This window comes from Commensalibacter sp. M0133 (genome assembly GCF_016101485.1).
Taxonomy (GTDB): domain Bacteria; phylum Pseudomonadota; class Alphaproteobacteria; order Acetobacterales; family Acetobacteraceae; genus Commensalibacter; species Commensalibacter melissae.
On sequence record NZ_JACFQI010000002.1, the window covers coordinates 24,955 to 50,878 of the forward strand.

The window sequence follows — 25,924 nt, forward strand, 5'->3', positions numbered from 1 at the left end:
CTATAAGAATTAAGATTTTGAATTTTGGAGATCTTATCTAGATTCTTGCTTTCCAGCGTAATAACCTTAAAGCGTTCATAACAACACATACGCTACTTAAAGCCATGGCTCCCCCTGCAATAGCCGGATTTAAAAATCCGAGCATTGCCAAAGGAATACCGGTAATATTATAGATAAACGCCCAAAACAACCCTTCCTTGATACGCTGACGAGTTCTTTTGGCAATATCCAACGTATCAGCGACCAATTCAGGATTATTCCGCATCAATACGATCCCAGCCACCTCGGCCGCCACATCCGTTCCCTCGCCCATTGCAATGGCAAGATCCGCCTCTGCCAAGGCCGGAGCATCATTTATTCCATCTCCAACCATGGCAATTGACTGATGATCGATACCCTTTGAACCATGTTTCTTGATAAACTGTTGTTTATCTTCTGGTGTCAGATTCGCTTTAACGTCATCTATTCTCAATATATTACCAATTTTTTTGGCGACAGCTTCATTATCCCCCGTCAACATAATTGATTGGATTGAATGCTCTTTCAATCGTCGAACCGCCTCTACCGAACCAGACCGTACATGATCCTCAAAAGCTACAATACCCAATAAACGATAGGAATCTTGCATCTTCTCAAGAAGCCAGGATAAAGTTGATGATCGAATTTCTGACGGCACATCAGGAATTTTACACCCATGCGATTCAACCATCCGCTGATTGCCCAATAAGAAAACCCGTTCTTTTATCTTTCCCATGACACCACGTCCCTGTTCTTTTATAACCCGGAATTCTTCTGGTTGTTTCAAAGAAATAGTATAAGAGGAGGCTTCAGATAGCAGTGCCTTTGCCAAGGGGTGTTCGCTTGATAAAGACAAACTGGCTGCATGATAGAGAATTTCTTTTTTTGAAAAATCGGATAAGGAAACAATTGAAACGACTGACAGTTTTCCTTCTGTTAAGGTTCCTGTTTTATCAAATGCCACCTTTTTGACATGCACCGCTCTCTCTAAAGTTTCAGCATCACGAATTAAAATACCAGAACGAGCTGCTGCCCCGCATCCAGTGGCTAAAGCTGTCGGCGTTGCCAAACCCAATGCACAAGGACAGGCAATCACCAATACGGCAGCGGCATGCATTAACCCTATTACAAAAAGACCGTTTATCAACCACCAACCCAGAAAGGTTAATAATGCTAGAACAATAACAACAGGTACAAAAATACTGCTTATCCGATCCACCATTTTTTGGATTGGCGCCTTGGAGGCTTGTGCATTTTCAACCAATTGGATAATAGCGGACAATCTTGTCTGTCTCCCGGTTTTTTCAACCTTGATTGATAAACGCCCATTATCATTTAATGAACCACCAGTAACTTTATCCCCAATTTTTTTCTCGATTGGCAGGCTTTCCCCAGTCAGCATCGACTCATCAACCGCACTTTCACCCTGTATGACCACACCATCACAAGGAATTGTTTCACCTGGACGAACAACAACCTGATCACCAACCATTAATTGATCGAGGGGAACTGATATTTCTTTGTCATCAACAAGTTTACAAGCTGTATCAGGACGCAGAGCCTGTAATGCCCTAATTGAATCAGCGGCTTTATATCTTGCCCGCTTTTCCAACCAGTGTCCCAGTAAAATAAAGGTTATAATCAATGAGGCGCTTTCATAATAAAGATCAGGCTCAACCTTGCAATAACCCAACAACCAGGAAAACAATAAACATGTGCTCAGAATCCAGGCGGTACCTGAACCAAGTATCACCAGCAAATCCATATTTCCATTTCCTGATTTTACCGCACGATAAGCAGCAATATAAAATGGTTTTCCCAACCAGAATTGCACAGGAGTTGCCAATAAAAACTGAACCCAGCCTGGAAGCATCCAATGATGGTTGAAACCGCCAGCAATCATTGAACCCAATAATGGTGCGGAAAATAAAGCCGCGATAATCCAATGATATAAATCCCTTTCATCACGATCCCCATTCAGGTTGATAGCTGCATGACTAGGATCAAGCCATTCCGCATGATAACCAGCCTTTGTGACAGCCGTCTCAATCTCAGCGATTAAATTTTGTTGTTGGATAGCTGGTTTTGGAATGACCCTGGCCTGTTCCAATGTCAGATTCACATTGACATCTTCAACTCCCGCAACACGCTTAATGACTTTCTCAACACGTCTGACACAAGATGCACATGTCATTCCACGAATTACAAAATTAATTCCTTTATTTTCCAATGCTGCAGACATGATCGACCAATCCTACACTTTATCGGTATGCAAATAAGAATTAGTATAAAATATAAAACATGCTATAATAATTAACTTTCATAGTCATTAACTAAATAGGATTTTCATCATGAAAATATATCATGTCGAAGGAATGACATGTCAACATTGTGTCCACGCTGTAAAAGAAGCCGTTGAAGCCCTTCCAGATGTTCAGGAGGCCAATGTCGACTTGAAAACCGGAACATTAAAAATCACCGGTTCGGTCAATGAGAATGAACTCAAAAAAGCGATTGAAAAGGAAGGATACACTCTCTCTTGAAATAATCCCATAATGGGCGTTTCAGGTTCAATAATTATTATTCGCAATTATATTCTTGTCTGGCATTTTTTACAAAATGTTGAATTAGGATTGGATCCTTTTTCCCCGGTTCAGATTCAACTCCTGATGAGACATCAATTGCCTCTGTACCTGACTGCTGAATGGCTTCCTGCACATTATCGGGCGTTAATCCACCTGCCAGCAACCATGGCTTTGCCGGATTCCAGTTTTTAGTCAGGGACCAATCAAACTTGCGTCCATTACCGCCCGGTCTTGTATCCGATTCATAAAATGGCGCCTCAATCACCATTCCATCAACCTGACAAGGTTCAAGCAAATCATCACGCGTTTTAACCCCCTTTGCCAACCAAACTGGCAGACCGATTTCCTCTCGAATAATTGCCGCCTGCTTGTCAGAACAATAAAGCTGCAGAATATCCAGCCGAACCTTGTCAAGAATTCTTCTTATATCATCTAATTTTGGCCTAACAAACAAACCAACCCTTAACAGACCTTCCTTACCATAATCAGGCAACTGTCTCGCTTGGGTAACAGATAAAAAACGCGGAGACGCTGGATAAAAAACCAATCCCACCCAATTGACCCGTAATTTTAACAATAAATCACAAGTCGCCGTTTCTCTTACACCACATATCTTGATAGAAACCATAAAATTAATCTTGTAACTGACAAATGATTTCCTCAGCAACCTGTTGTGGATTAGCTGACTGTGTTATTGGCCGACCCACTACAATCCAATTTGCACCCGCCTTATGTGCCAACGCGGGTGTCATGATTCGCTTTTGATCATCTGTTTTGGCATTTTCCAACCTTATTCCCGGTACCACCAATACAACTTGATCTCCATAAATCTTACGCAAAGTTGCAACTTCCTCGGGTGAACAAACAAGACCATCGACACCAGCGTCCAAAGCCATTCCTGCCAGTTTCATTACTTGTTCAATAGGTGTCGTATGAAGATTTACACTATTTAAATTCTCCTGATCCATACTGGTCAGAACCGTAACCCCAAGTAATAACGGTTTCTGATTATCAGGAAAATTGACATCTATTGCCTTACGTGCGGCTTTAATCATGTCTTTTCCGCCTAACGTATGAACAGTCAACATGGCTGGTTTTACAGAAACCAAACTGGCAATTGCGGATGCAACGGTATTGGGAATATCATGCAGTTTCAGATCAAGAAAAACTTGCCGACCCCTAGCCAGTTTCCTTACCGCATCAAATCCGCAAGCGTAGGTAAACTCCATACCTATTTTAATCATTTGCCCTGTTAAATCAGCAATTTGAGCCCATTGCTCAGCCAAATCATAATCTTTTGTGTCAATCGCAAGAATCAAGCCGGTTTTTGTCATTATTTTTCTTAAGTGATCTATCAATTATTTATTATAATATGTGGAAATAAATCTATTCTTCTGAATTCTGTTGCGAAGGTTCAACCCCGGCAGGGGAAAGGGCAGACGTTGCTGTTGGAACTGAGGTCCCATTCTGTCCTGTTCCCTGCTGCGTTGTATTCTGTTGAGTCAGGGCTATATACTGGGCCCGCAATTCATTTAACTGTGTTTCCAAATCACGTATCTTCTGTTCTGCCTTTCTGGCTCTTTTCCATTGACTGACCAAGGAGGTAAAAACTGTTAAAGCTCCTATTGCAAAAGAAATGATTCCAGCCAGCAATACAATCATTCCAACAGAACTTTGCCAATTAGCAGAAAAGAAATTCATTGGCACAGGCGTCATATTTAACAAGAAAAAGATAATTAAAAGTACCAGGAATGGTACAACGATAATTAATCGCAACACGATATGATCTCCCTAACCCAACCATAATCAAACATTATGAATATGATCAGTATATAATACACAAACCCTTACATAAATAAGGAATTTTAATCCAGATAAAAAAAACATTTAAAATAATAATTTAAAAAAAACAAAAAATAACCATATAGTTATAAAAAGATAAATCGTTTTTTCTTATATAAATCAAAAAGCTATGCATGAAGTTGTTTCATTTAAAAAAATAAAGAACAAAATATGGGCCAACATTTTTTATATCGGAAACAAACGATACATCGCTAATATTTATCATTCTTATGAAAAAGCATATCAGGATTGTGAATGGCGGAAACAGGAAATTACTGCCTACAGACATTTATTAATCAATCATGAACAACCCGTACCACAATATTTGACAATCCCGATTCACCAATCAGAGATTCCAAAAAATTGGCAACCTTTGCCTGTATTCGGTTTTTTGCTTTCCTCAAAAAAACTTTCAAAAAAAACAATTTGATTTTATAAACAGGTCTTTCGATTCAATTTATTAATAATTTTATACCTATAAATATTTAATTTAAAAGAGAATGCTCAATGTCTAATAAACAACATGAAGAAAAAACATTTTTTTTACCTATCATCCCAGTTAAGGATTTAGTCACCAACATTGAATATATTCGAGAATTAAACGTAAAAATTTTTAATACACCCAAAGTTTTTCTTAAGGTATCTCCAAAATCCGACATTACCGTAACCGTTAATGTCAATGCCCAGCAAATTGAAAAGGATTACCCCCAATTCGAAATTATCGTTATCCTAAATTGTACCAGCCAAAAACAACTTGAAGACGATGATGAACCAACTTCTATTTTTGAAATTGACTTGCAATATGGTGCAGTTGTGACCCTTCCCACTTTAAAGGCTGCCAATATAGAAGAATTGTTGATGATACATGCTCCAGAATTATTATTTCCAGAAATTCGCAATATCATCCTGAATATAAGTCGCACATCCAATCTACCCTCTATTCTTTTGCAACCCATTGATTTCGCAGAATTATGGAAAGAAAAAAAATCCACCATGAAAAACAAAAATTAAGAAACCCTACAAAAATGGATACAACAATGCCCCAAAAACTAGACACGGACAAAAAAATTATTGGTCAAGCAGATCCAGGCGGGATTGTTCCGGAATCATCACGTATTGCCTATGAAAACCGTTGGCTAAAAATCCGTGAGGATATCATACGCTATCCCAACGGGTTAAAAGGCATGTTTGGTGTTGTAGAACGAAACGAATTCGCTGTTATTTTACCACTGCATATTAATAATGAGGGAATTAAAATAGTCACCCTTATTCGACAATACCGATATCCTGTGGGTAAATTTATGTGGGAACTGCCGATGGGAATGTGGGAATTAAAACCAGATGCCACCCCCGAGATGGTTGCTGCCGGAGAACTGGAAGAAGAAACAGGTTTGCATGCCGCCAATATGGTACATGGAGGTATATTATATCAGGGGGCAGGCTATTCAACCCAAAAAGGTCACGTTTTCCTTGCCACTGATTTAACACAACATTCCCCGAAACGCGAAGAGACAGAACTGCATATGACCTGTCATACAATCCCGTTAACTCAATTTGAGGAAATGATTCAAACCGGACAAATAACTTGTATGGTCACAATCGCTGCATTCTGTTTGTTACGTAGTAAAAAATTAGTTTGACTCTCTCTTCCTTCGTTACCTAAAAAAAGATTTAATCGTGTAATTTATGACTTGAGGAAATATAAAGTATGGCAGAAACCCAGCTCCAATATAATAACCCTTCTACATCACGTACCCTTGTCAAACATGCGGTTACAATTGGTTCCACCATGATCTTGGGACTTGTTTTTGGGTTGATCTGTCATGCTTTTGGAGATGTTATTATCTATAAGTCAGCAAATGGCTCAATAACGTTATCAAATTTTATTCTGACCTTGTCTGAATTAATTGTCAATTTGTTTTTGCGCCTGATAAAGATGATCGTGGCACCTCTGGTTCTGGCCACGCTTATTGCCGGGATTGGGAACGTTCAAGATACTAAAACCATAAAAACCATCGGGATCAAGGTTATTTTTTGGTTTATTGGTGCCTCTATCGTTTCCTTGGGTGTTGGAATGCTTGCCGCCAATATCATCCAGCCAGGTAAGAACTTTACGCATAATTTACCACCTGTCTCTGAATCTCATACCATTTATCATTTTGACCTTATTAAATTTACACTCCATATCGTTCCTGATAGTGTCATTGACGCAATGGCTCATAACGATATGTTACAGTTAGTTGTTTTCGCTGTCTTTTTCGGTTTGTCTTTAGCCGCTTTACCTGACAAACAATGTCAACTGGTAAGAGATGTAACAGATGGTGTAGGCAAAGTTATGCTGAAAGTCACCGATATGGTCATGATTATTGTACCATTGGTTGTCTTTGCTTCACTTCTTTCAATAGCAACCCGTAATGGATTACATGTAATTGAAAGCTATGGACTGTTTTTAATCGAGTTTTATGCTGTCATTCTCGTCATGTTCATTATTTTGATCGGAACTGGTTATTTCATGATGGGAAAAAAAGTGTTTAAACTTCTTCCATTCATAGCCGAACCTGTAATGGTGGGATTTGCAACCGCCAGTAGTGAGTCTGCCTTTCCAAGATTACTTGAACAACTTGAAAAATTCGGTGTTCCACCCAAAATATCTAGCTTTGTCGTTCCCTTAGGCTATAGCTTTAACCTTTGTGGAACCATGATGTTCATTTCATTTGCCGCCATTTTCATCGCACAAGCCTATGGTATTCATATGCCCATTGAAAAACAAATCATGATGCTCCTGGTCATGATGATCAGCAGTAAAGGCATCGCAGGAGTTCCACGCGCCTCAATGGTAATGCTCGCCGCTGTCATGCCAGGTTTTGGAATACCCGAAGCTGGACTGCTATTAATTGTCGGAATTGATCAGTTTCTTGATATGGCAAGAACTGCAACAAGTGTTTTGGGTAATGGAATTATTGCAGCAATCGCTAATGAATGGGACATCAGGGCAAACAATACAAAAGAAACAATATGATTTTATCTTTCCCCAAAACCAGTTGAATATAATAAAGGTCACTGATATCTTATGAAAACGCAATTAATTGATGGCAAAGGCTTTGCCACAAACATGACCCAGAAAATAGCTCTGGAAGTCAAGCAGCTGCAGCAGGAAAAAAATGTAACCCCTGGTCTTGCCGTCATTTTGGTCGGCAATGACCCTGCCAGCGAGGTATATGTCAGAAACAAGACAAAACAGACACACAGGGTGGGAATGCGTTCGTTCATGCATCTTCTTCCTGAAACAACCACACAAGAAGAAATCCTGAATCTAATTGCAAGATTGAATAAAGATCCTGATATTCATGGAATTCTCGTACAACTACCTCTTCCAAAAGGGTTGAATGCAGACACCATTATTCAGGCAATCACTCCTCATAAAGATGTTGACGGCTTGACAGCCTATAATACAGGAAAACTTGCGCTCGGACATAAAGACGGATTTATACCCTGCACCCCACTTGGATGTCTAATGTTATTGCAAAAAGAACTTTCCAGTTTGAAAGGATTACATGCAGTCATTATTGGAGCGTCAAACTTGATGGGCAAACCCATGGCACAACTTTTATTACAAGAAGGTTGCACTGTAACTATTGCCCACATTCATACACGCAATCCTGAAAAACTTGCCCGTCAAGCAGACATTCTTATTGTTGCGACTGGTTGCAGTGAACTCGTTAAAGAATCATGGATCAGTGAAGGTACGACTATTATAGATGTCGGCATTAACCGTATCACGACAAAAGATAGCAAGACCAAACTGATAGGTGATGTCGCTTTTGAAGAGGTTTTAGGTAAAGCTGCAAAAATTACACCTGTCCCTGGTGGTGTCGGTCCTGTCACTATTGCCTGTTTGTTGCATAATACATTACAAGCAGCAAGAAATACGATAAAATAATTTACACCAGAACTATTTCTTATTATAATTATTGCAATAATATAACAATAATTTCTTAAACCGCTTGATTAATATTAATAACTAAATCATTTAAAAGCGGTTTACAATTTATTAGATTGTTTTCTATAAACGAAACTAAAACTTGCTAATATAATATTTAAGTGAACAATTAAAATGACTGAAATTGATTTTCCCTCTTTACTGTTTGATTCAGCCTGGTATTTAAAAACCTATCCAGATATTGCAGCTGCCAATGCAGATCCTGTTGAACATTATCTGTTTTTCGGATTTCGAGAGGGACGAAATCCTAACCGTTTTTTTAATACCACCTTTTATCTGAATACCTATCCTGACGTTGCCGCAAGCACTATTAACCCTTTTATCCATTATATAATGTATGGTGCCGCGGAAGGGAGATTGCCCAGGGCTTCTGATCAACCACCTATACCTTCTACAACGGTAAGCACGGAATTATCAACCGGGACCGATATTCCGTATATGGTTGCCACCGAACCCAACCCACAATCTAAATCTGAAATTAATTTAAGTTTTAAAATCAGTGATTCAGAACCTCCCCAGCAATTGCAAGATAAAAAAACCGCATCCTATGATAAATTAACCTTGAATGCCGCATCTGAGGTTACAACAAAATTACCAAACAAGAAAACGACTGTAAAACCAAAAAACTCATCGGTAGCATCCTCTCGAAAACGAAATCCGAGAGTCAAAACGCAACGCGTAGCACATGGTAATAGTATAAGCAGATAGGCTGATTTTTGTATAAATTCAAAACTAGATAAATAATCAGTTTCTAACGGTTTTCTTTTTAAATTTTCTTCTTTTTTTTACATTCATTAAACGATGCTGATAAGGAGAGAGATATTTTCCAGCTTTTTTTCTCCTTATTAAAAAATTATTGTTCAAATAAGAGGCTTGAATGATTTGAAACTGATAATGATTGTTTAGATCAGGTGTATGAGAATGATAATTGCCAATCGCCTGCATTAAATTTCCATTTGTCTCTGCAAGATACAATTTAAGAATCGCCCCCGCCACGGCTATATTATAACAATTATCCTGTTTTAATCGTTGATAGATGACTTGACCAGTTTCGTGCGTTGTTTCCATCAATGGAACAATCCAACGTGTATTGATCTGCATTACTCCCAAATCCTGCGTACCATTTTTATTATTGGAAACAAGATTAGGAACTCCACCCTCCACACGTTGTATTGCCGGTAAAACAGAGGAAGGCAAATGATGAAACGCAGCAACCATCATCATACATTTTAAATATGTCGCAACCATCTAACTAAATTAACTTTATTCTATTTTATTTTTATATTAACAGTTTAAACATTAAAGAAATTGAATCTATTATTTCAAATCCACTTATTTTCATTACAAGGAATTCGTTATGACACGAATCTCGGTAGAGTTAATTCCTAGAGATAGAAATCATATCATTAGTGATATGAAACAAGTCAAGGAATGTTTTCCAATTGCCGACAGCATCAATATTCCAGATCTCATGCGTTTTTCTTTAAGAAGCTGGAACGCTTTTCAGATTACCTCTTCATATTATACACGTTCTATTCCTCATATAAGAGCAATTGATATAAATCCCGACCTTCCATTGCCCGGACATGATATCAATAATTTACAAGAAATTCTGGTTATTCAGGGAGACCCTCCCTCCGATTTCAACAAACATACATATCCCAATTCAACTGAAAGCATTTTAAGACGATATCGAAGGGAACTCCCGCATCTGAAATTGTATGCTGCCTTTGACCCATACCGTCGTTCTCCTAAGGAAGAACTTGAACATGTCCTGTCAAAAAAAGAAGCGGGAGCCTGTGGTTTTTTTACACAACCCATTTTTGATGAGAAAATGCTTGAACTCTGTATGGATTGGTTACACAACAAAACCGTTTTCTGGGGTTTGTCACCTGTCATTGGACCAAAATCGAAATCATATTGGGAAATTACCAACAAAGTTGTCTTTCCACATAATTTTGAAACAAGTTTACAGGCTAACATTGATTTTGCAAAAAAAGCCTTACAAATGATCAAAAAAACAAACCAAAATGCTTATTTAATGCCTTTACGCGTCAAATTAACCACCTATCTATCACCATTACAGGAAATTTTTCAAAACTAGTCTCCCAACGCATATAAAATTCGAATCCAAGATCGTATCCCCTTATGAAATGAACGAAGATTATATTTTTCATTCGGGGAATGAATGCAATCATCAGCATTTGCAAACCCGATTAAAAAAGATTCTATTCCGAATTCACGCTGTAAATCCTTAACCACAGGTATGGCGCCTCCACTGCCAATAATGGCTGTTTTATGAAGCCATTCATCTTCGAGGGCTTGACTAATTTTACTTAAATTCTTTCCTTCAAGGGAAACCATACTTGCATTTGAAACACCATGAGAAACAAATTCAACTTTACAATCTTCGGGTATTCTCGATTTTACAAACTGCCGAAAATTTTTCCGAATTTGAATTGGATCCTGTCCCCCAACCAAGCGAAAAGAAATTTTGGCTGAAGCCTGAGCTGGAATAACCGTTTTAAACCCATGTCCTTCATATCCCCCCGTAATTCCATTGATTTCACACGAAGGACGACACCATGTCTGTTCAACGGCATTGAATCCAATCTCACCCGCCGGATATTGCAAACCGATTGGATGAAGCAGTTCACTATCGGTTTTGCCAATTTCCTGCCATTTTTGACGAATCGTTTCAGCAATTTCAGGCACCCCTTCATAAAAATTTGGAATGGTGACCCTTCCTGTATTATCACGTAATGCTGCAATAATTTCAGCCAAAACCTGAATAGGGTTTTGAGCGGCATTTCCGTATAATCCCGAATGCAAATCCCGATTAGCCGCGTAAACGGTAACCTCTTCCCCAACCAAGCCACGAACCATGGCAGTGATTGCTGGCACATCCGGAGTAGCCATATCCGTATCACAAATAAAAGCAATATCAGGATGTAAGATTTCTTTCTGTTGCGCTAAAAAGATAGGTAAATGTTCTCCTCCACTTTCCTCTTCACCCTCCAAAATAAAAGTGATATTCAATGGAAATTGCTTGTCTTTCACATAAATCGCTCGACAGGCTTCCAGGAAAGTAAGAATTTGACCTTTGTCATCTGATGATCCACGCCCATGAATAACCTCTTTTCCTGTTGCGTCGGTTCGGATACAAGGTTCAAAAGGTGGTATTTCCCATAATTCCAGTGGATCGACAGGTTGTACATCATAATGTCCATAAAATAAAACATGCGGGGCTCCCTTTATTTCAGGAGAATTTGCCATGACGATTGGATGTCCCCCAGTTTCACAAATCTGCACATCCAAATCCATATTACGCAAGTAATCATGCAACCACTGTGCTGCCTTTCGACAGTCTTGGTTATAGCTTGGAATAGCTGAAATACTTGGAATGCGTAAAAATTCGAATAAACGATCAAGAGATTCTGTTATCCTATGATCAACATTGCAAAGAATTGATTGCAAAATAAACTCCTATTATTATAAAATTTTATTTTAAAGAGATACTTTTTTATTTAATAACCAATAATGATTTTATCCTATCTGAAACCAAAATCCATTACATTAAAGATTCTTGCCGCGGCCATTTTTAATCTTGTATGTTTCATAAATATCGGTATGCCTTTGGCTACAATACCTGTATTTGTTCATAGACAACTCGGATATAATAGTATAATTGCCGGAATTGCTGTTTCCGCAGCCTATCTTGCCACCTTTATAAGTCGCCCGGGAGCGGGTCAATGGCTGGATACCAAAGGGGCCAAAAGTGCAGTCATTATAGGTTTGGGAATTAGTGCATGCGGGGGACTTTTGACAATTTTGGCTTTATTGTTTACCCATCAACCTCTTATGGCATTAATAATCATCCTTCTAGGCCGCTTTTGCATGGGTATTTCAGAAAGCTTGGCATCAACAGGTGTTAATGTCTGGAATATCGGCAGGGTAGGAATTGAAAACGCAACCCATGTCATATCATGGAATGGTGTAACCACTTATGGCGGCATGGCCATTGGTGCCCCCTTAGGGGTTTATCTTGCTTCACAGCCCATCGGTTTTATTGGTGGGTTATCTGGATTTTCTATTCTTACTGTCATTCTGGCTTCAGCATCAATGCTTCTAGCATCAACCTATCCAGCCATCATTCCCGTTTCAACCGCTAGACGTTTACCTTTTACCAAGGTTTTCAAACGAATTTCAGCTTACGGCTGCTGTCTTGGTTTATCAACTATCGGATTTGGCAGTATTCAAACTTTCATTGCCTTATATTTTATTAGCAACCACTGGACAGGATCTGCCATTGCCTTGACAATTTTTGGCGTTTCCTTTGTCATGATCCGATTTATTTTCAAAAATTCACTTTTAAAATATGGTGGTTATATTGTCTCTATCATCTCCCTAATTACAGAAACCATTGGTCTTCTTCTGCTTGCCACACAAACCTCAATAATTGGTGCATATATCGGAGCAGCCTTGACAGGATGTGGTTTTTCACTCATCTATCCAGCCTTGGGTGTTATTGCCATATCAAAAGTCAGTAGTGAAAATAAAGGGGCAGCCCTTGCCTCATTTTCTTTATTTCTGGATATGGCCCTTTTTATTTCCGGTCCCCTACTTGGTCTCATCCAAAGTCATCTTGGATATGATTATCTTTATTTGTCAGCCAGTTTTTTTGCTTTTTGTAGTGTTCTGTTAACCTATGGGCTATATTATCAGAATAAAACAGCCTCTATTTAACAATGATATATTAAAGAAAATTTCATGACTCATTACAATTACTCAATTACCGTTTTCTGCGGTTCAAAATGCGGAAACAAATCCATCTACATTCAGGCGGCAAAAGAATTGGCAAGCCATTTTGTTCACAATCAATTACGACTTGTCTTTGGCGGTGGCAGTGTGGGTTTGATGGGAATAATATCAAATACCATGATTGACCTTGGTGGATCCGTCAAAGGTATTATCCCGCAATTCCTTATCAAAAAAGAGGGACAACATTCTCGTGTAAATGATTTAACCGTTACCGAAGATATGCATTCCAGAAAAAAGATTCTTTATGACGAAGGAGATGCCTATCTGATTATGCCTGGAAGTATCGGGACTTTTGACGAATTCTTTGAAATACTTACTTGGCGCTATCTAAAGCTCCATAATAAACCGATCATCATTGTAAATGTCGATAATTGGGCTAGGGGCATTCATGATCAATTAAACAATACTATCGAACAGGGATTTGCTGATAAGTCCCTGTTGAAACTCTTTGAAGTTGTTCCTGATGTACCTTCAGCAATAGAATCTTTGAAAAAACAGATAAAATTCTAGAAAATAAATATTCCTGTTACCATAAAATTCTGTAACAGGGATTTCACATATTATACAATATTTTCTAATGAAAATTGGCAAGATACCGTTTTAAATGCCAGTATGCTCGAGCCATATCCATACCCACGCCAAACAAATCCTTAATCTGGAATGGACAGGTTAACAGACTTCCGGCAATCCTGGAAAAATTCAACTTGCCATCCTGTGTCAAGACTGAAGAAACAAGAGGTGGAAGATTCCGACTTGCCGTATCACATACAACACGTAAAACAGCAAACGGAATATGTTTCTCCTGAGCAAACTGCGCAACCAGACCACTTTCCATATCAACTGCCAAACAGGCCGAATCTTTAAAAAGCCTTTCTTTTTTTTGGGCAGAGGTTACAATTTCATTGCTATGCAATAAACTTCCGAGCTTAACTTCTGATTTTTCCGCCCCCAACCAGCTCCTTAATTCGGCATCCGCATGATATTCCCTATTCTCGGCAACTACACTATGCGGCAATAATATTGTACCTGCCTTAATAACGGGATCCAAACCGGCAGCAAATCCAAAAGATACGATTGAATCAATTTTTTCCACCGACAATCGCTCAAGGGCCTTTTTTGCACCCAGATAGGTCGCCCCGCTCGCTTCAACAGCAGCAGGAGCTAAAGTTGAGGCTAATCTCGCCTCAAAATCCATTCCAACCAAAATACCAAGGCGGTTGTATATCATTAAAACCCAACCTCGACTTTTCCACTGTTACTCGCTTGAAGATTGCGAAAACGTGATAAGGCCAATAAAGGAAAAAACTGTTTATATCCATGATAACGAAGATAAAACACTTTTGGAAACCCCACGGCATTATAAGGGTTTTCTTCCCAGTGACCATTTTCTTTCTGGACGCTCAACAGCCAGGCCATTCCTTTTTGCACCGCTGGGTGTTTGACTTGTCCCGCTGCCATTAATCCGAGTAATGCCCAGGCAGTCTGAGAAGGCATGCCTTGATTATAAACGCCTTTTGGCGCATCCTCATAGGAGGCTTCATCTTCACCCCATCCTCCCTCTGGTCTCTGTACATAAAGTAACCATTTAACCGCACGTTTTACCATTGGATCTTCATGAGAAACTCCAGCTGCATTTAAGGCGCATAAAACCGACCATGTTCCATAAATATAATTCGTTCCCCAACGCCCGAACCAGCAACCTGCATCTTCCTGTTCAGAACGTAAATATTGAATTGCCTTATCGATTACCGCTTTATCTTCGGGATAATTAAGCTGTGCCAAGAAAGAAACACAACGCGCCGTTACATCAGCCGTAGGAGGATCCAGCAAAGCGCCATGATCGGCAAAAGGGATATGATTCAGGATCATTTTATTATTGTCGATATCAAAGGCCCCCCAACCACCATTCGAGCTCTGCATGCCAATTATCCACTGACGGGCACGTTCAATTGATTCGGCATGTTCCGGATTACAATCACGATGTAGCAACATACCGACAACAGCCGTATCATCAACATCTGGATAATAATCATTTCTATATTGAAATGCCCATCCTCCAGGAGCTGTTTCGGGAGAGTTAATAATCCAGTCTCCCTTTACATCCAAAATCTGGCGATCTTTCAGCCATTTCAAACTTTTCGCCAATTTTTGTGAGGTTACCTCTCGATCCACTGCTCGATTATGACTTATGGTTTCAATTACGGCATGGCCAGTCAAGGCAGTATCCCAAATAGGTGAAACACAAGGTTGACAATAGGCTTCTGTATCCGTCTCAATCAATAATTTTTTCACAGAACGCCAGGCAATCGCAGCGCGTGGATCATCATCGGCAATTCCCAACGCATGATATGCCATCACAGAATTTGCCATGGCTGGATAAATTGCTCCCAGCCCGTCTTCCCCATTCAATCGTGCATCAACGAATTCCAATGCTTTCTGAATGGATTTTTTTCGTAAAACAGATGGAATATATTTTTCAGCAGGTCTTACAACTTTATCCAGTCCTTTAAAGACATGTCCCCAATAAGACCGGAACGGACCCTTAATCCAATCGCTGACCTGATCAGGCGGAGTTACAAATAATTCCTGAATATGAATATTACGAGGGTTAATCGCCTTGGGTTTCAAAGCGGCCAGAATCAATAAAGGAACAACAACTGTTCTGGACCAATATGACATATTCCAAATGGAAAACAATGCTTTCTTGGGCATCAGCATCAATTCAATCGGCATTGCAGGAGTGGCATGCCATGGAACCTCACCAAACAACGCCATTTGAATACGTGTGAAAACATTGGTTCTTTCCGCACCGCCATGCGCAAGAATGGCCTCTCTGGCACGTTTCATATGGGGTGCATCAATATCATCCCCAATAGCCTTTAAAGCAAAATAAGCCTTTACGGAAGCCGAAAGATCAAATTTTCCTTGATAATAAAGAGGCCATCCACCATGATCCCCTTGGATACGGCGCAAGTAAACGCCAATTTTATTTTCCAAATCCCGGTCTATACGATTCAGAAAATGTTCCAACAATACATATTCAGCAGGGATAGTTGCATCCGCCTCCAGTTCAAATACCCAATGTCCATCTTCATTCTGATGTTCAGTTAATACATGCTGTGCTCGAGAAATTGCTGCGTCCAAATCGTCATTATCTATTCCCTTTCCCAAATCACCAGTATGATCTAGCATAATTGAATATTTCCTTATTTTATTATAAATAAACCATTACTATTTGAATTTTGATAAAAAATCTAACCTTAATTATCCCGAGTTTATAAGCTATAAAATAGCCTGAGCCGCCTTATATCCCGAACGGATAGCCCCCTCAATTGTTGAAGGAAGACCTGTAGCGGTCCAGTCTCCTGCCAAAAACAGGTTTGGACATATCGTATAACAGGAAGGACGACGTTTATTTTGTTCTATCGTTGCAGCAAAACTGGCCCTTTTTTCCCACAACAGACGATAGGACGGTACGTATTCAGGCAAAAGGGAAAAAAGGAAAGGTTCAAGGGTTTTCCTGATTTCCTGCCAAATTAATTTTGATAAATTTTCAGGATCGGACCCCGTAAAACGATTGGCGGCACTTACAGTTACCGAAATCACCCCGTCTTTAACAAAAATCCATTCACTAATTCCACCAATAACACCGATGAACCTTGCCTTTTCGACACTCCCCTTCATTTGCAAGGCAAAATCAACTTTATAATGAAGATTCAATATACTTTCAAATTCATCTGGCAAGGGAATGTCAGGTAAAATTGGAGATAAAACCTGTCTTGCCGTATAAGGATTAACCGCAAGAATAACCTGGTCCTCTGAATTAAGTTCTATTTTTTCATTATTCACGATAAAATAATCAATATATCCGTCTTTCCGATGCAATTCAGAAAGACGGGATGTCGCATGAACTTTGCCCCCTTGCAATTTTATCAGAGATAAAGCCGGTTTTACAAAGGTTTCTGACAATCCCTCCCTTGGAAAATAGGGAACACAGGCCTTTCCTCCCTTTAGCAAAGACTGACGCACAACAGAACCCAGCAAAATTGCGCTACCAACCTCACAAGAAGTATTCAAAACAGAAATGGCAAATGGTTTCAGAAGACGACGGGAAAATTCACCATTTACCAAACAATCGGCAACAGTTTGACTATGATTTGCCTTAATTAAATGCCACAAAGCCATCAATTCGGGAAATTTAAAACCTGGAACCCGACGGTTTTTACTAAATAGCCACCAAGGGAATCTTCCATTTGATAAACTAACATCCCAATGTTTGTTTTCATCAAGATCAAAAAAGGGAAATAGGGGAATTCCTGAACTGGTCAGACTATTCATGGAATCTATTTTGTTCAAATAATCAAAAACGGCATCATTTCCAGAAAGAATTAAATGATTACCGTTATCGATCAAACGATCCAATTTTGAATCATAAAAAGAACGGGCCCGCCCACCAAATGTTGGACTTCCTTCATAAAGCGCGATTTGCGCATCTGTCCTTGAAGATAAAAAGACAGCGGCAGACAAGCCAGCCAGCCCCCCACCAATAATATGAATATGTTTCTTTGCCATATTATTGAACGCTATACCATCAATCCAACCATACCAACAATAACTTTTTCCCCTGTCGATAAGGATGCTCTTTTAAAAGGTTTTTTCCACCCCAATTTTTTTTGTTTACCCAATAAAAAGCGATAAGTAGCTGCCATAATTTTTGCAGGCCGAATGGCATCAACTTTACATTGCCTCATATAGTTCGCGGCAGAACGAAAATGATCCAGGGCACGATATGACATAATATTGCAAACTTCTTGAATTGAGGGATTCTGCATACATCGTTCAGGAATCAGGGAAATATGAAAACGTTCCAACAATTCTTTCGGTAAATACAAGCGCCCTCGTTCGATATCTTCCTCTAGATCGCGCAAAATATTTGTTATCTGTAGTGCCCGGCCCAAATGATAAGCGACTTTTTCAGCCGCTTCTGATGAATCCCCAAAAATCCGGATTGCCAAACGACCCACTGCCGAAGCGACCCGATCACAATACAAATCGAGATTGGCTTCATCAGGAGCAATAACAGGATTTAATACATCCATTTCCATACCATCAATAATGGCAAGAAAATCTTCTTTCCTCAATCCAAACTGTTGAATTGAGCCCAGCAATACATTCTCAACGGAACCATCAGCCTTTCCATTATACAGAAGCTCAATTTTATCGCGCCATTTCTGCAATTGTTTCTGTTTAACCTCAGGTTCACCCATATCGTCCGCAATATCATCAACAATGCGACAAAAACTGTACAAGGCGAACATACTGTAACGACGTTCAGGGGATAACATTTTCATGCCTGCGGCAAAAGATGTCTTGGCATGACGAACGATTGCCTCGACAAAGATCAAATCAAGCTCGCTACATCCCATTATCTGTGCAGTTTCAGCTAGCGGCTTTTGCATAATTTGATCGGACCTTTCCATAGTTAAAAATAAATTAAGACAGTTTTAAGCAAGAAAACAAAAATTAGCAAATTAAATAATAGGATAATCTATTACCCTATATCAATAATTTATCTTTTTCAGGACTATTATCTTAAAATATGTGGACAAGCATATAGAACAGCCTTGATCGCATCCTTATAATTCAGTTTCACTCTTGTTGCCAATGGGTCCTCTTTTCTCAAATGCTCAGTCAAGGAACATGCAAGCGTAAGAATTACAGAACTCTCCATTCTTAACCGTCGATTGGACGTCAATCGTATTAATTGTTCGGCTTCCCTGTTTAAATCATCAATATAGTCAAGAATATAATCAAATACATTCCTTAATCCGCTTATTGTTCCCTCGTCTTTAACCGCCTGCACATCAACATTTTCTGCACGCAGCATATCCAACGGAATATAACAGCGATCAAGGCGAATGAGGTCAGACCTACAATCCTGCAAATGATTAAGAATTTGTAAAGAGGTGCATAACGCATCTGCAGCTGGCTTTGTATCAGCATTTTCTTTATGAAGATCAAGTAGATAATGACCAACAGGATTGGCAGAATATCGACAATATTCGAGAAGCTCGGCAAAAGTTTCATACCTATTTTTTACTGCATCCTGACGAAATGCAATCAATAAATCCGTTGCAGTATCAAAAGATACACCCGTTTCCAACAAACTGTTACGTAAATATCTTGCAGACTGGACATCAGCCCGATCGGGTGCCGGCACATCATCACATAAAACAGCCTGCATTCCATTCAATCGTTTAACTTTTTCTTCCGAACTTAACATTTCGGAATCAGCGATATCATCAATAACCCTTGCGAAATTATAATATGCCTGTACATGAGGTCTCAATTTACGGCTAATCAATAAAGATCCTACAGGAAAATTCTCATCTTTTGCCCCCTTGCCAGAAGAAACATCTTCATTCCCCCAAATTGAAAAATCATACAGATCACAATGATTATTCACTGAACGCATAAATTAATCCTTCTGTTTTGCATTTTTGTGCCCATTCCGTACTGAAACCAGATCTCCTAAATCCATACCGGTTTCCTGTTCATGAGCTGTACCGGAATTGTCTGTATAAGCCCTGCCTTTCCAGACCATTCCCTTCCCCCGGTAATAATTAATTGCTGAACCAATTGTCGCAAACAAATAGAACAAAGCAATAAATGGTAAAACCAAAATCCATAAATAGGAAATTTGAAAACGAGATAAGGTCGGAACAAATGACAAAATTGACATCATATAGGTGATAAATGCCAGTTGCTGCACACGTCCCTGGGAAAAAACAACCTGTAAAAAAGGCGTGAACCAAATCAGCGTCATCAAGATAATGGTTACCATTAACCAAACCAATGAATAATTCAACTGAACATAAGCAGAACGTGTAATCATGTTCCAAATGGATTCAACAGATTCATAAGGCCTTAATGAAACAGCTTGAGAACTATGTCCCAGATAAATTTTTCCGCAATTTCTTTTAACCAAAGACGCCAAGGTTACATCATCAATCAATGCATCTTTCAACGCTGCAATACCACCAATCCGATCCAAGGCCTCTTTTCGAATTAAAACTGTTCCGCCCGCCCCTGCCGCAACAGTGCTCGAAGCCTTATTCACCCTTGAAAAGGGATAAAGCATACAAAAGAAAAAAATAAAGGCAGGAATCAAGGCTTTTTCAAAAAAACTTTCACAACGAAGCTTTACCATTTCGGATACTAAATTCAAATTATCCCGTAAAGCCTTATTTACCAAAGAGGAAAGATGAGTCGGTTCATGAAAAATATCGGCATCAGTAAAAAAGAAAAAAGAATTTTTCATTGACCTCTGTTGGGTAACTTTTGTTATTCCTTGTGACAAGGCCCACAATTTACCACTCCATCCATCGGGACGAAAAGATGCATCAACAATTTGTAGTTTTTCACGTTGATCTTCCGACAAGGTCTCCCTCAGTTTCCTGACCAGTGTTCCGGTTCCATCAGTACTTCCATCATTAACCAATGTAACATCATACCGTCCAGCATAATCCTGATTTAACAAGGATAAAATGACGTTCTCGATTGTTTCCGCCTCATCACGCGCCGGGACAATAACATGCAATTCTGGCCAACAATCCTGCTTCTTTTGCTCTTCCCGGGATAGAGGATATAAAATCGGTCCCCTACTCCAAAAACGACCATGAAAAAAAATCAATCCTATCCAGATTGCAAAAGAAACACCTGCCAATACTAACATAATATTGCACCATTTATATTCATCTTAAATTTCAAGTCTTTAAATTATTTTATTGTTTAAGATATCCTTGCTTCCAAAACCATAACAGGGAATCTTTCAAGGCCTCTTTTGCAGGCCTGAATGTATAACCAAGTTCCCTTTCTGCCTTGACAGGAGAGAAAAACATTTTTTTATAAGACATCATCAGCATTTCACGCGTAACCCGTGGCTCTATATTAAGTGTACGAGCCAACCACTCCGAAATAACAGCTACCGGCCACAAAACCTTCTGATTAAGTCTTATTAAGGGAGGTTTTACACCAGCAATTTCAGCGACAATTGAAAAGAGTTCCCGTAATAACATATTTTCACCACCTAAAATATATTTTTCACCAATACGTCCTTTTTCCAAAGCCAACCGATGCCCATTGGCAACATCATCAACATGCACAATATTCAAGCCTGTATCAACATAAGCGGGCATTTTTCCAGAGGCACAGTCCAAAATCATTTTTCCCGTAGGAGTGGGTTTTATATCGCCAGGACCAATGGGGGTAGAGGGATTAACAATCACCGCCGGCAATTTTTTGTTTTTTACAAGCTCCAATACAACCTGTTCAGCCTGATATTTTGACTGTTTATAAGCACCAATTATATGATGAACAGGTGTTGTTTCATCAGCAACACTGCCGTCCCCAACCAATCCAAGGGCTGCCACAGAAGAGCAGTAAACAATTTTTTCAATGCCGGCTTCCATTGCGGCCAGCATCAACTGACGTGTGCCTTCGACATTAATATGCATCATTCTGTTAGGATCCGGTACCCATAACCGGTAATCAGCTGCCACATGAAAAAGATATCGACACCCTTGCAACGCATCGGCAAAACTTTTGGGATTAGCCAGATCCCCCTCGACCAATTCAGCCTCCAATCCATGCACATTTTGACGATTACTATTCGCCCGAACCAATAATTTAAGTTGATGTCCATGGGCAATTAAATTGCGGGCTACGGCAGAACCTACAAAGCCTGTTGCTCCTGTCACAAACGTTGGCGCGACCATCTCGACCTCATTCATCATGTTTATATTTTTTAAGTTTTGCAAATCAATAACTAAGATACGTAGGAACGTGTATTGTAATTAGCTCTATTTCTAACTAGTATGCAAATAATTTAATAATATAAAATAACTTTCTAATAAAATAACATACGGTTTGTTTTGAAAAAAATCTCAATTATTTTGTTCTTTCTCGGACTTACCCTTCTCATTGGCGGAGCTGTCTGGGTTGGTATGGACAGTATTGTTCAATCTTTTTCCTCGGTGGGAATAAAAGGATTACTCATTCTTTCTTCATGGCAGGTTATTGTCATTCTTTTACTAAGTTATGCCTGGCATGTCATCTGTCCTGATATAGGCATGCTGCGCTTGATATGGGCCCGTTTCTTACGGGAATCTGCGGCAACCTGTCTACCTTTTTCACAAGTTGGCGGAATTCTTTTAAGTATCCGTGCCGTATGTTTTAAAGGTTACCGTTATATTAAAAACCCTAAAGATCTTTCAATTGCCCATGCCGTCAGCTCGAATATCGTTGATATTACCACCGAGACACTTGGACAAATTGTTTTTATCATTGTTGGCATATGCTTCCTGATAATTGGACAATATCATGAGACCTTACAAAATATTACCGTTCCCGGCACCAAACTTAATCTTAAATGGTTTATCATCATTGGAATTTTTTTTCTGTTGATAGGCAGCATTTCCCTTATTTGGTCCCAACGACAAGGAAGCGCCTTAATTAAAAAACTTGTCAATTTTCTCAGCAAAAATATTGCCCAACAATGGGAGGATCAAGTTAATGCCAATGCAGATTCCTTTCAAAATTCAATCAATCAAATCTGGTCGAATCCAAAAAATGTTCTGTTAAGCTGTATTATCCATTTAATAGGCTGGTTAGCTGGTGCAATTGGAACATGGCTTTGCTATAAATTCCTGGGAGCTTCAATCAACATTCAGGAGGCCGTTATTATCGAGGCTTTTGTATGTGTTGCCCTTTCCATCGGGTTTCTTGTTCCCGCTAGTGTTGGTATACAAGAAGGCGCATACGTTCTTTTAGGCAGTATATTTGGCATTGATCCCCATTTATCCTTCAGCCTCTCTCTCTTGCGCAGGGCCAGAGATATTTTAATTGGGGTGCCAACCCTTCTATTATGGCAAATTACTGAAATTCATTATTTGAATAAATATTCAAAAAATAAAAAAAATTGTTGATCCCTCTTCTGAATAATTTCAAGTAAACAAATTAACATTATGACCAATAAAATTACATCAATTCCAATTTTTAAAAATATCACCGTCATTGGCCCGGGATTAATCGGTTCTTCAATTCTTCGACGCATTCAAAAAGATCCCACTATTTCAGAATATACGGTTGCTGTTGATAATCACCCTGAAGTTTGTCATCGCGTTAAGAAATTAAAAATCGCCAACAAAGTCAGTTCAGACCCTGTTGAGTCAGTTAAAAATGCAGATTGCGTCATCCTCGCAATACCTGTTGGTGCCATGCAAGAAGTTGCCAAACAAATTATTCCACATATGAAAAAAGGAGCCATTCTTACCGATACAGGATCCACCAAGGCTTCTGTCATCGCCGCCATTACTCCCTATCTAACTTCTGATATTTCCTTTGTTCCAGCACATCCCATGGCCGGAACAGAATTTTCCGGTCCTGATGCTGGTTTTGAATCTCTGTTTGAAAATCGTTGGTGCCTGATAACCCCCACCACCTCAACCGAAAAAGAAAGCGTTTATAAGATCGAGCGATTCTGGCAGGCCATGGGGGCGAATACGCGCATTCTTGATATAAGACATCATGATAAAATCTGCGCAATTGTAAGTCATTTGCCACATCTACTTGCCTTTACTATCTGCAATACAGCAGATAGTCTGGCCGATGAAACACGTTCCGAGGTATTGGATTACGCGGCGTCCGGATTTAGGGATTTTACACGGATTGCAGCATCTGATCCAATTATGTGGAAGGATATTTTTCTCAATAACCGTGAAGCCATTCTGGAAATGCTGGCTCGCTTTACCGAAGATGCCCAGGCAATGGCAAAAGCGATTCGCTGGCAAGATGAGGACTATATTGTAAAAACAATTAAAAAAGGACGGGAAATTCGTAAATCCCTTATCAATAATAAGCAAGCATAATCATTTTATTGGTCTTATTCATTAAGATATCTTATTTTAATTTATCGGCTTTTTCCTCAGCACCCTAAAATAAGATAATCATAAAATGAACGTACTGCCATCAAAACTCCCATCGATTCAAAAACTGATGAATACATTTGAATGGAAACACACAACGCTGGGAGAACAAAAAAATTGGCCGTCCACATTACATACAACAATTTCCCTGTTAATGAATTCTTCACTTCCCATGATTCTTTTTTGGGGAGAAAAGTATATCACTTTTTATAATGAAGCCTATATTCCCTTTATTGATTTTAAACATCCTGCCCTTTTGGGGCGTCCTCTACTGGAGGTTTGGCCAGAACAGAACAAGAATTTCAATAAAATCATCAAACTTGTTTATCAAGGAGAATCCTTCAGTTACACATTTCAACAGCAGCACGCCAAAAATTCATCCTCTCATCCCTTACAAAAAATTACCATTACCTTTAATCCTGTTCATAATGAACATAATAAAATAAGCGGTATCCTTGGAATCATTACAAATATAACCGATCACAAAAAACCAGAAACAGAATCAATCGAGCATTTAATCGGTGGCATAGCTCATGATTTCAACACTCTGCTTGGTGGAATAATTGGAAATCTGGAATTAATGGAATTGAGAATTCAACAAAAAAAACTGGAAAAATTACCCACTTATATCAATGCTGCCCAACAAGCGGCATCCCAAGCCTCAGTCATTACAAATCAGCTTCTTTCCTTCTCAAGAAGGCAAACTCTCATTCCGCACGTTACAAACCCCAATCACATCATTCAAATTCTGACTGATATTTTTCAAAACATACTTCATAAGAATTCAGATAAAACCATTTTTCTTGATTTTTCTTTGAGTCAAGATATTTGGCCTGTTTTTTGCGATCCAGAACAATTTAAAACCGCACTGATCAATATTTTTACAAATGCTTGTGAAGCGATACTATCCCTGACAGGAAGAATAAATATATCCAGTAAAAATTTATCTATTGACCATACTCTTGCCAATCAGCTTTCCATTAAACCTGATGACTACGTAAAAATAAGTATAAAGGATAATGGTAAAGGCATCAAGCCTGAATATATTGACCGTGTTACAGATCCATTTTTTACAACCAAACCCTTGGGAAAAAGAGCCGGACTCGGCCTTTCAATGGCTTATGGTTTTACCAGACAGTCACGCGGATATTTAAAGCTGCATTCCAGGTATATGGAAGGCACTATTATTGATTTATATCTGCCACGATATCGACGCCCTTTGGTTGTGGAAAATTTTTTCACAAATGATACCCAGCAATTATGCTATAAAACATTAATTATTTCACAAGATTACCATCTTCGTACACTTTTAGGCGAGGCATTTGAAGATCTTGGTTATACAGCGACCATGGTTAAAACTTATCCAGAGGCGACAACATTACTAAACAATAGCTCAAATTTCGATTTTATCACTATTGATACCAGGATATTACAGCAATTCAACAATCAAAATATAATTTCAACACTTCACAACAATTATCCAGATCTACTAATTCTTTTCATTACCGGTTATGAAAAGAACTTTGTAAATTTATCCGATTTTACAGACGAGAAAAATTTTATTATTCGACAACCGATAACGTATTCTCTTCTTGCCGATCAAATTGAAACAATAAAAAAAATACGGGAAAAGAAATTCCCGTATTAAAAAATTGAATTATTTTATTTTTATT

26 protein-coding genes are annotated in these 25,924 nt (G+C 39.0%); 13 read left to right on the plus strand and 13 right to left on the minus strand.

From position 1 onward, the window contains the following. Positions 1-37: 37 nt before the first annotated feature. Complete coding sequence (locus H3T46_RS05010) at positions 38-2,260, minus strand: cation-translocating P-type ATPase (RefSeq protein ID WP_198197723.1); 2,223 nt, start codon at positions 2,258-2,260, stop codon at positions 38-40. Positions 2,261-2,369: 109 nt separating this feature from the next. Here H3T46_RS05010 and H3T46_RS05015 point away from each other — a divergent pair, with 109 nt between their 5' ends. After that, entirely contained in the window at positions 2,370-2,561 is a 192-nt protein-coding gene (locus H3T46_RS05015) for a heavy-metal-associated domain-containing protein (RefSeq protein ID WP_155580912.1), read from the plus strand. Between the two features lie 37 nt (positions 2,562-2,598). On the opposite strand, the gene H3T46_RS05020 is transcribed toward H3T46_RS05015, so the two are convergent. Genes H3T46_RS05020 through H3T46_RS05030 form a run of 3 tightly spaced genes read right to left on the minus strand, consistent with a single transcriptional unit; the run spans position 2,599 to position 4,382 of the window. After that, a complete protein-coding gene (locus H3T46_RS05020) occupies positions 2,599-3,231 on the minus strand; it encodes a phosphoribosylanthranilate isomerase (protein ID WP_155580914.1) in 633 nt (210 codons plus the stop codon). Positions 3,232-3,235: 4 nt separating this feature from the next. Continuing rightward, the gene (gene pyrF / locus H3T46_RS05025; protein WP_155580916.1) at positions 3,236-3,937 is read right to left on the minus strand and encodes an orotidine-5'-phosphate decarboxylase; all 702 of its coding nucleotides are present in this window, start codon (positions 3,935-3,937) and stop codon (positions 3,236-3,238) included. Between the two features lie 52 nt (positions 3,938-3,989). Beyond that, entirely contained in the window at positions 3,990-4,382 is a 393-nt protein-coding gene (locus H3T46_RS05030) for a LapA family protein (protein ID WP_155580918.1), read from the minus strand. A 193-nt stretch (positions 4,383-4,575) separates the two neighbouring features. Here H3T46_RS05030 and H3T46_RS05035 point away from each other — a divergent pair, with 193 nt between their 5' ends. From H3T46_RS05035 to H3T46_RS05060, 6 genes are all read left to right on the plus strand, one after another. Next, on the plus strand, positions 4,576-4,875 hold the full coding sequence (locus tag H3T46_RS05035; protein ID WP_122124076.1) for a hypothetical protein: 300 nt from the start codon (positions 4,576-4,578) through the stop codon (positions 4,873-4,875). 77 nt (positions 4,876-4,952) lie between these two features. Then, positions 4,953-5,456 carry a protein-export chaperone SecB gene (locus tag H3T46_RS05040; protein ID WP_155565994.1) on the plus strand — a complete coding sequence of 168 codons (504 nt, stop codon included), beginning with the start codon at positions 4,953-4,955 and terminating at the stop codon, positions 5,454-5,456. A 26-nt stretch (positions 5,457-5,482) separates the two neighbouring features. After that, a complete protein-coding gene (locus H3T46_RS05045; RefSeq protein WP_198197725.1) occupies positions 5,483-6,085 on the plus strand; it encodes an NUDIX hydrolase in 603 nt (200 codons plus the stop codon). Positions 6,086-6,153: 68 nt separating this feature from the next. Then, a complete protein-coding gene (locus H3T46_RS05050) occupies positions 6,154-7,464 on the plus strand; it encodes a dicarboxylate/amino acid:cation symporter (protein WP_198185009.1) in 1,311 nt (436 codons plus the stop codon). 51 nt (positions 7,465-7,515) lie between these two features. Next, positions 7,516-8,385: a bifunctional methylenetetrahydrofolate dehydrogenase/methenyltetrahydrofolate cyclohydrolase FolD gene (gene folD / locus H3T46_RS05055; protein WP_198197727.1), complete on the plus strand. Its 870-nt coding sequence runs from the start codon at positions 7,516-7,518 to the stop codon at positions 8,383-8,385. A gap of 174 nt (positions 8,386-8,559) precedes the next feature. Continuing rightward, on the plus strand, positions 8,560-9,153 hold the full coding sequence (locus tag H3T46_RS05060; protein ID WP_198197729.1) for a hypothetical protein: 594 nt from the start codon (positions 8,560-8,562) through the stop codon (positions 9,151-9,153). 36 nt (positions 9,154-9,189) lie between these two features. Here the strand turns inward: H3T46_RS05060 and H3T46_RS05065 are convergent, their stop codons facing one another. Beyond that, positions 9,190-9,693, minus strand: coding sequence for a lytic transglycosylase domain-containing protein (locus H3T46_RS05065; RefSeq protein ID WP_232350011.1), 504 nt, complete (start codon positions 9,691-9,693; stop codon positions 9,190-9,192). A gap of 109 nt (positions 9,694-9,802) precedes the next feature. Here H3T46_RS05065 and H3T46_RS05070 point away from each other — a divergent pair, with 109 nt between their 5' ends. Continuing rightward, the gene (locus H3T46_RS05070) at positions 9,803-10,549 is read left to right on the plus strand and encodes a methylenetetrahydrofolate reductase (RefSeq protein ID WP_155569653.1); all 747 of its coding nucleotides are present in this window, start codon (positions 9,803-9,805) and stop codon (positions 10,547-10,549) included. Here H3T46_RS05070 and H3T46_RS05075 read toward each other — a convergent pair. After that, positions 10,546-11,922, minus strand: coding sequence for a dipeptidase (locus tag H3T46_RS05075; protein WP_198197731.1), 1,377 nt, complete (start codon positions 11,920-11,922; stop codon positions 10,546-10,548). The genes H3T46_RS05070 and H3T46_RS05075 overlap by 4 nt on opposite strands. A 63-nt stretch (positions 11,923-11,985) precedes the next feature. Here H3T46_RS05075 and H3T46_RS05080 point away from each other — a divergent pair, with 63 nt between their 5' ends. Continuing rightward, entirely contained in the window at positions 11,986-13,191 is a 1,206-nt protein-coding gene (locus H3T46_RS05080) for an MFS transporter (RefSeq protein ID WP_198197733.1), read from the plus strand. A 24-nt stretch (positions 13,192-13,215) separates the two neighbouring features. Then, positions 13,216-13,776, plus strand: coding sequence for a TIGR00730 family Rossman fold protein (locus tag H3T46_RS05085; RefSeq protein ID WP_198197735.1), 561 nt, complete (start codon positions 13,216-13,218; stop codon positions 13,774-13,776). Between the two features lie 64 nt (positions 13,777-13,840). On the opposite strand, the gene H3T46_RS05090 is transcribed toward H3T46_RS05085, so the two are convergent. The 7 genes from H3T46_RS05090 to hpnA form a co-directional block, all read right to left on the minus strand. After that, complete coding sequence (locus H3T46_RS05090) at positions 13,841-14,494, minus strand: hypothetical protein (protein WP_155580932.1); 654 nt, start codon at positions 14,492-14,494, stop codon at positions 13,841-13,843. Continuing rightward, positions 14,494-16,458 carry a squalene--hopene cyclase gene (gene shc, locus H3T46_RS05095; RefSeq protein ID WP_155580934.1) on the minus strand — a complete coding sequence of 655 codons (1,965 nt, stop codon included), beginning with the start codon at positions 16,456-16,458 and terminating at the stop codon, positions 14,494-14,496. The genes H3T46_RS05090 and shc overlap by 1 nt, the downstream gene beginning before the upstream one ends. 90 nt (positions 16,459-16,548) lie before the next feature. Continuing rightward, the gene (gene hpnE / locus H3T46_RS05100; RefSeq protein ID WP_155569658.1) at positions 16,549-17,838 is read right to left on the minus strand and encodes a hydroxysqualene dehydroxylase HpnE; all 1,290 of its coding nucleotides are present in this window, start codon (positions 17,836-17,838) and stop codon (positions 16,549-16,551) included. Positions 17,839-17,849: 11 nt separating this feature from the next. Beyond that, positions 17,850-18,725 carry a presqualene diphosphate synthase HpnD gene (hpnD, locus tag H3T46_RS05105; protein WP_198197737.1) on the minus strand — a complete coding sequence of 292 codons (876 nt, stop codon included), beginning with the start codon at positions 18,723-18,725 and terminating at the stop codon, positions 17,850-17,852. Between the two features lie 128 nt (positions 18,726-18,853). Continuing rightward, positions 18,854-19,741: a squalene/phytoene synthase family protein gene (locus H3T46_RS05110; RefSeq protein ID WP_198185018.1), complete on the minus strand. Its 888-nt coding sequence runs from the start codon at positions 19,739-19,741 to the stop codon at positions 18,854-18,856. Positions 19,742-19,744: 3 nt separating this feature from the next. Beyond that, positions 19,745-21,001: a glycosyltransferase gene (locus H3T46_RS05115; protein ID WP_232350012.1), complete on the minus strand. Its 1,257-nt coding sequence runs from the start codon at positions 20,999-21,001 to the stop codon at positions 19,745-19,747. A gap of 49 nt (positions 21,002-21,050) precedes the next feature. After that, the gene (gene hpnA / locus H3T46_RS05120) at positions 21,051-22,043 is read right to left on the minus strand and encodes a hopanoid-associated sugar epimerase (protein WP_198197740.1); all 993 of its coding nucleotides are present in this window, start codon (positions 22,041-22,043) and stop codon (positions 21,051-21,053) included. 156 nt (positions 22,044-22,199) lie between these two features. Between hpnA and H3T46_RS05125 the strand changes: the two genes are divergently transcribed. From H3T46_RS05125 to H3T46_RS05135, 3 genes are all read left to right on the plus strand, one after another. After that, entirely contained in the window at positions 22,200-23,252 is a 1,053-nt protein-coding gene (locus H3T46_RS05125) for a flippase-like domain-containing protein (protein ID WP_155567365.1), read from the plus strand. Positions 23,253-23,291: 39 nt separating this feature from the next. After that, positions 23,292-24,194 carry a prephenate dehydrogenase/arogenate dehydrogenase family protein gene (locus H3T46_RS05130; protein WP_155569662.1) on the plus strand — a complete coding sequence of 301 codons (903 nt, stop codon included), beginning with the start codon at positions 23,292-23,294 and terminating at the stop codon, positions 24,192-24,194. A gap of 85 nt (positions 24,195-24,279) precedes the next feature. Further along, positions 24,280-25,899, plus strand: coding sequence for an ATP-binding protein (locus tag H3T46_RS05135; RefSeq protein WP_198197742.1), 1,620 nt, complete (start codon positions 24,280-24,282; stop codon positions 25,897-25,899). Positions 25,900-25,924: the final 25 nt, after the last annotated feature.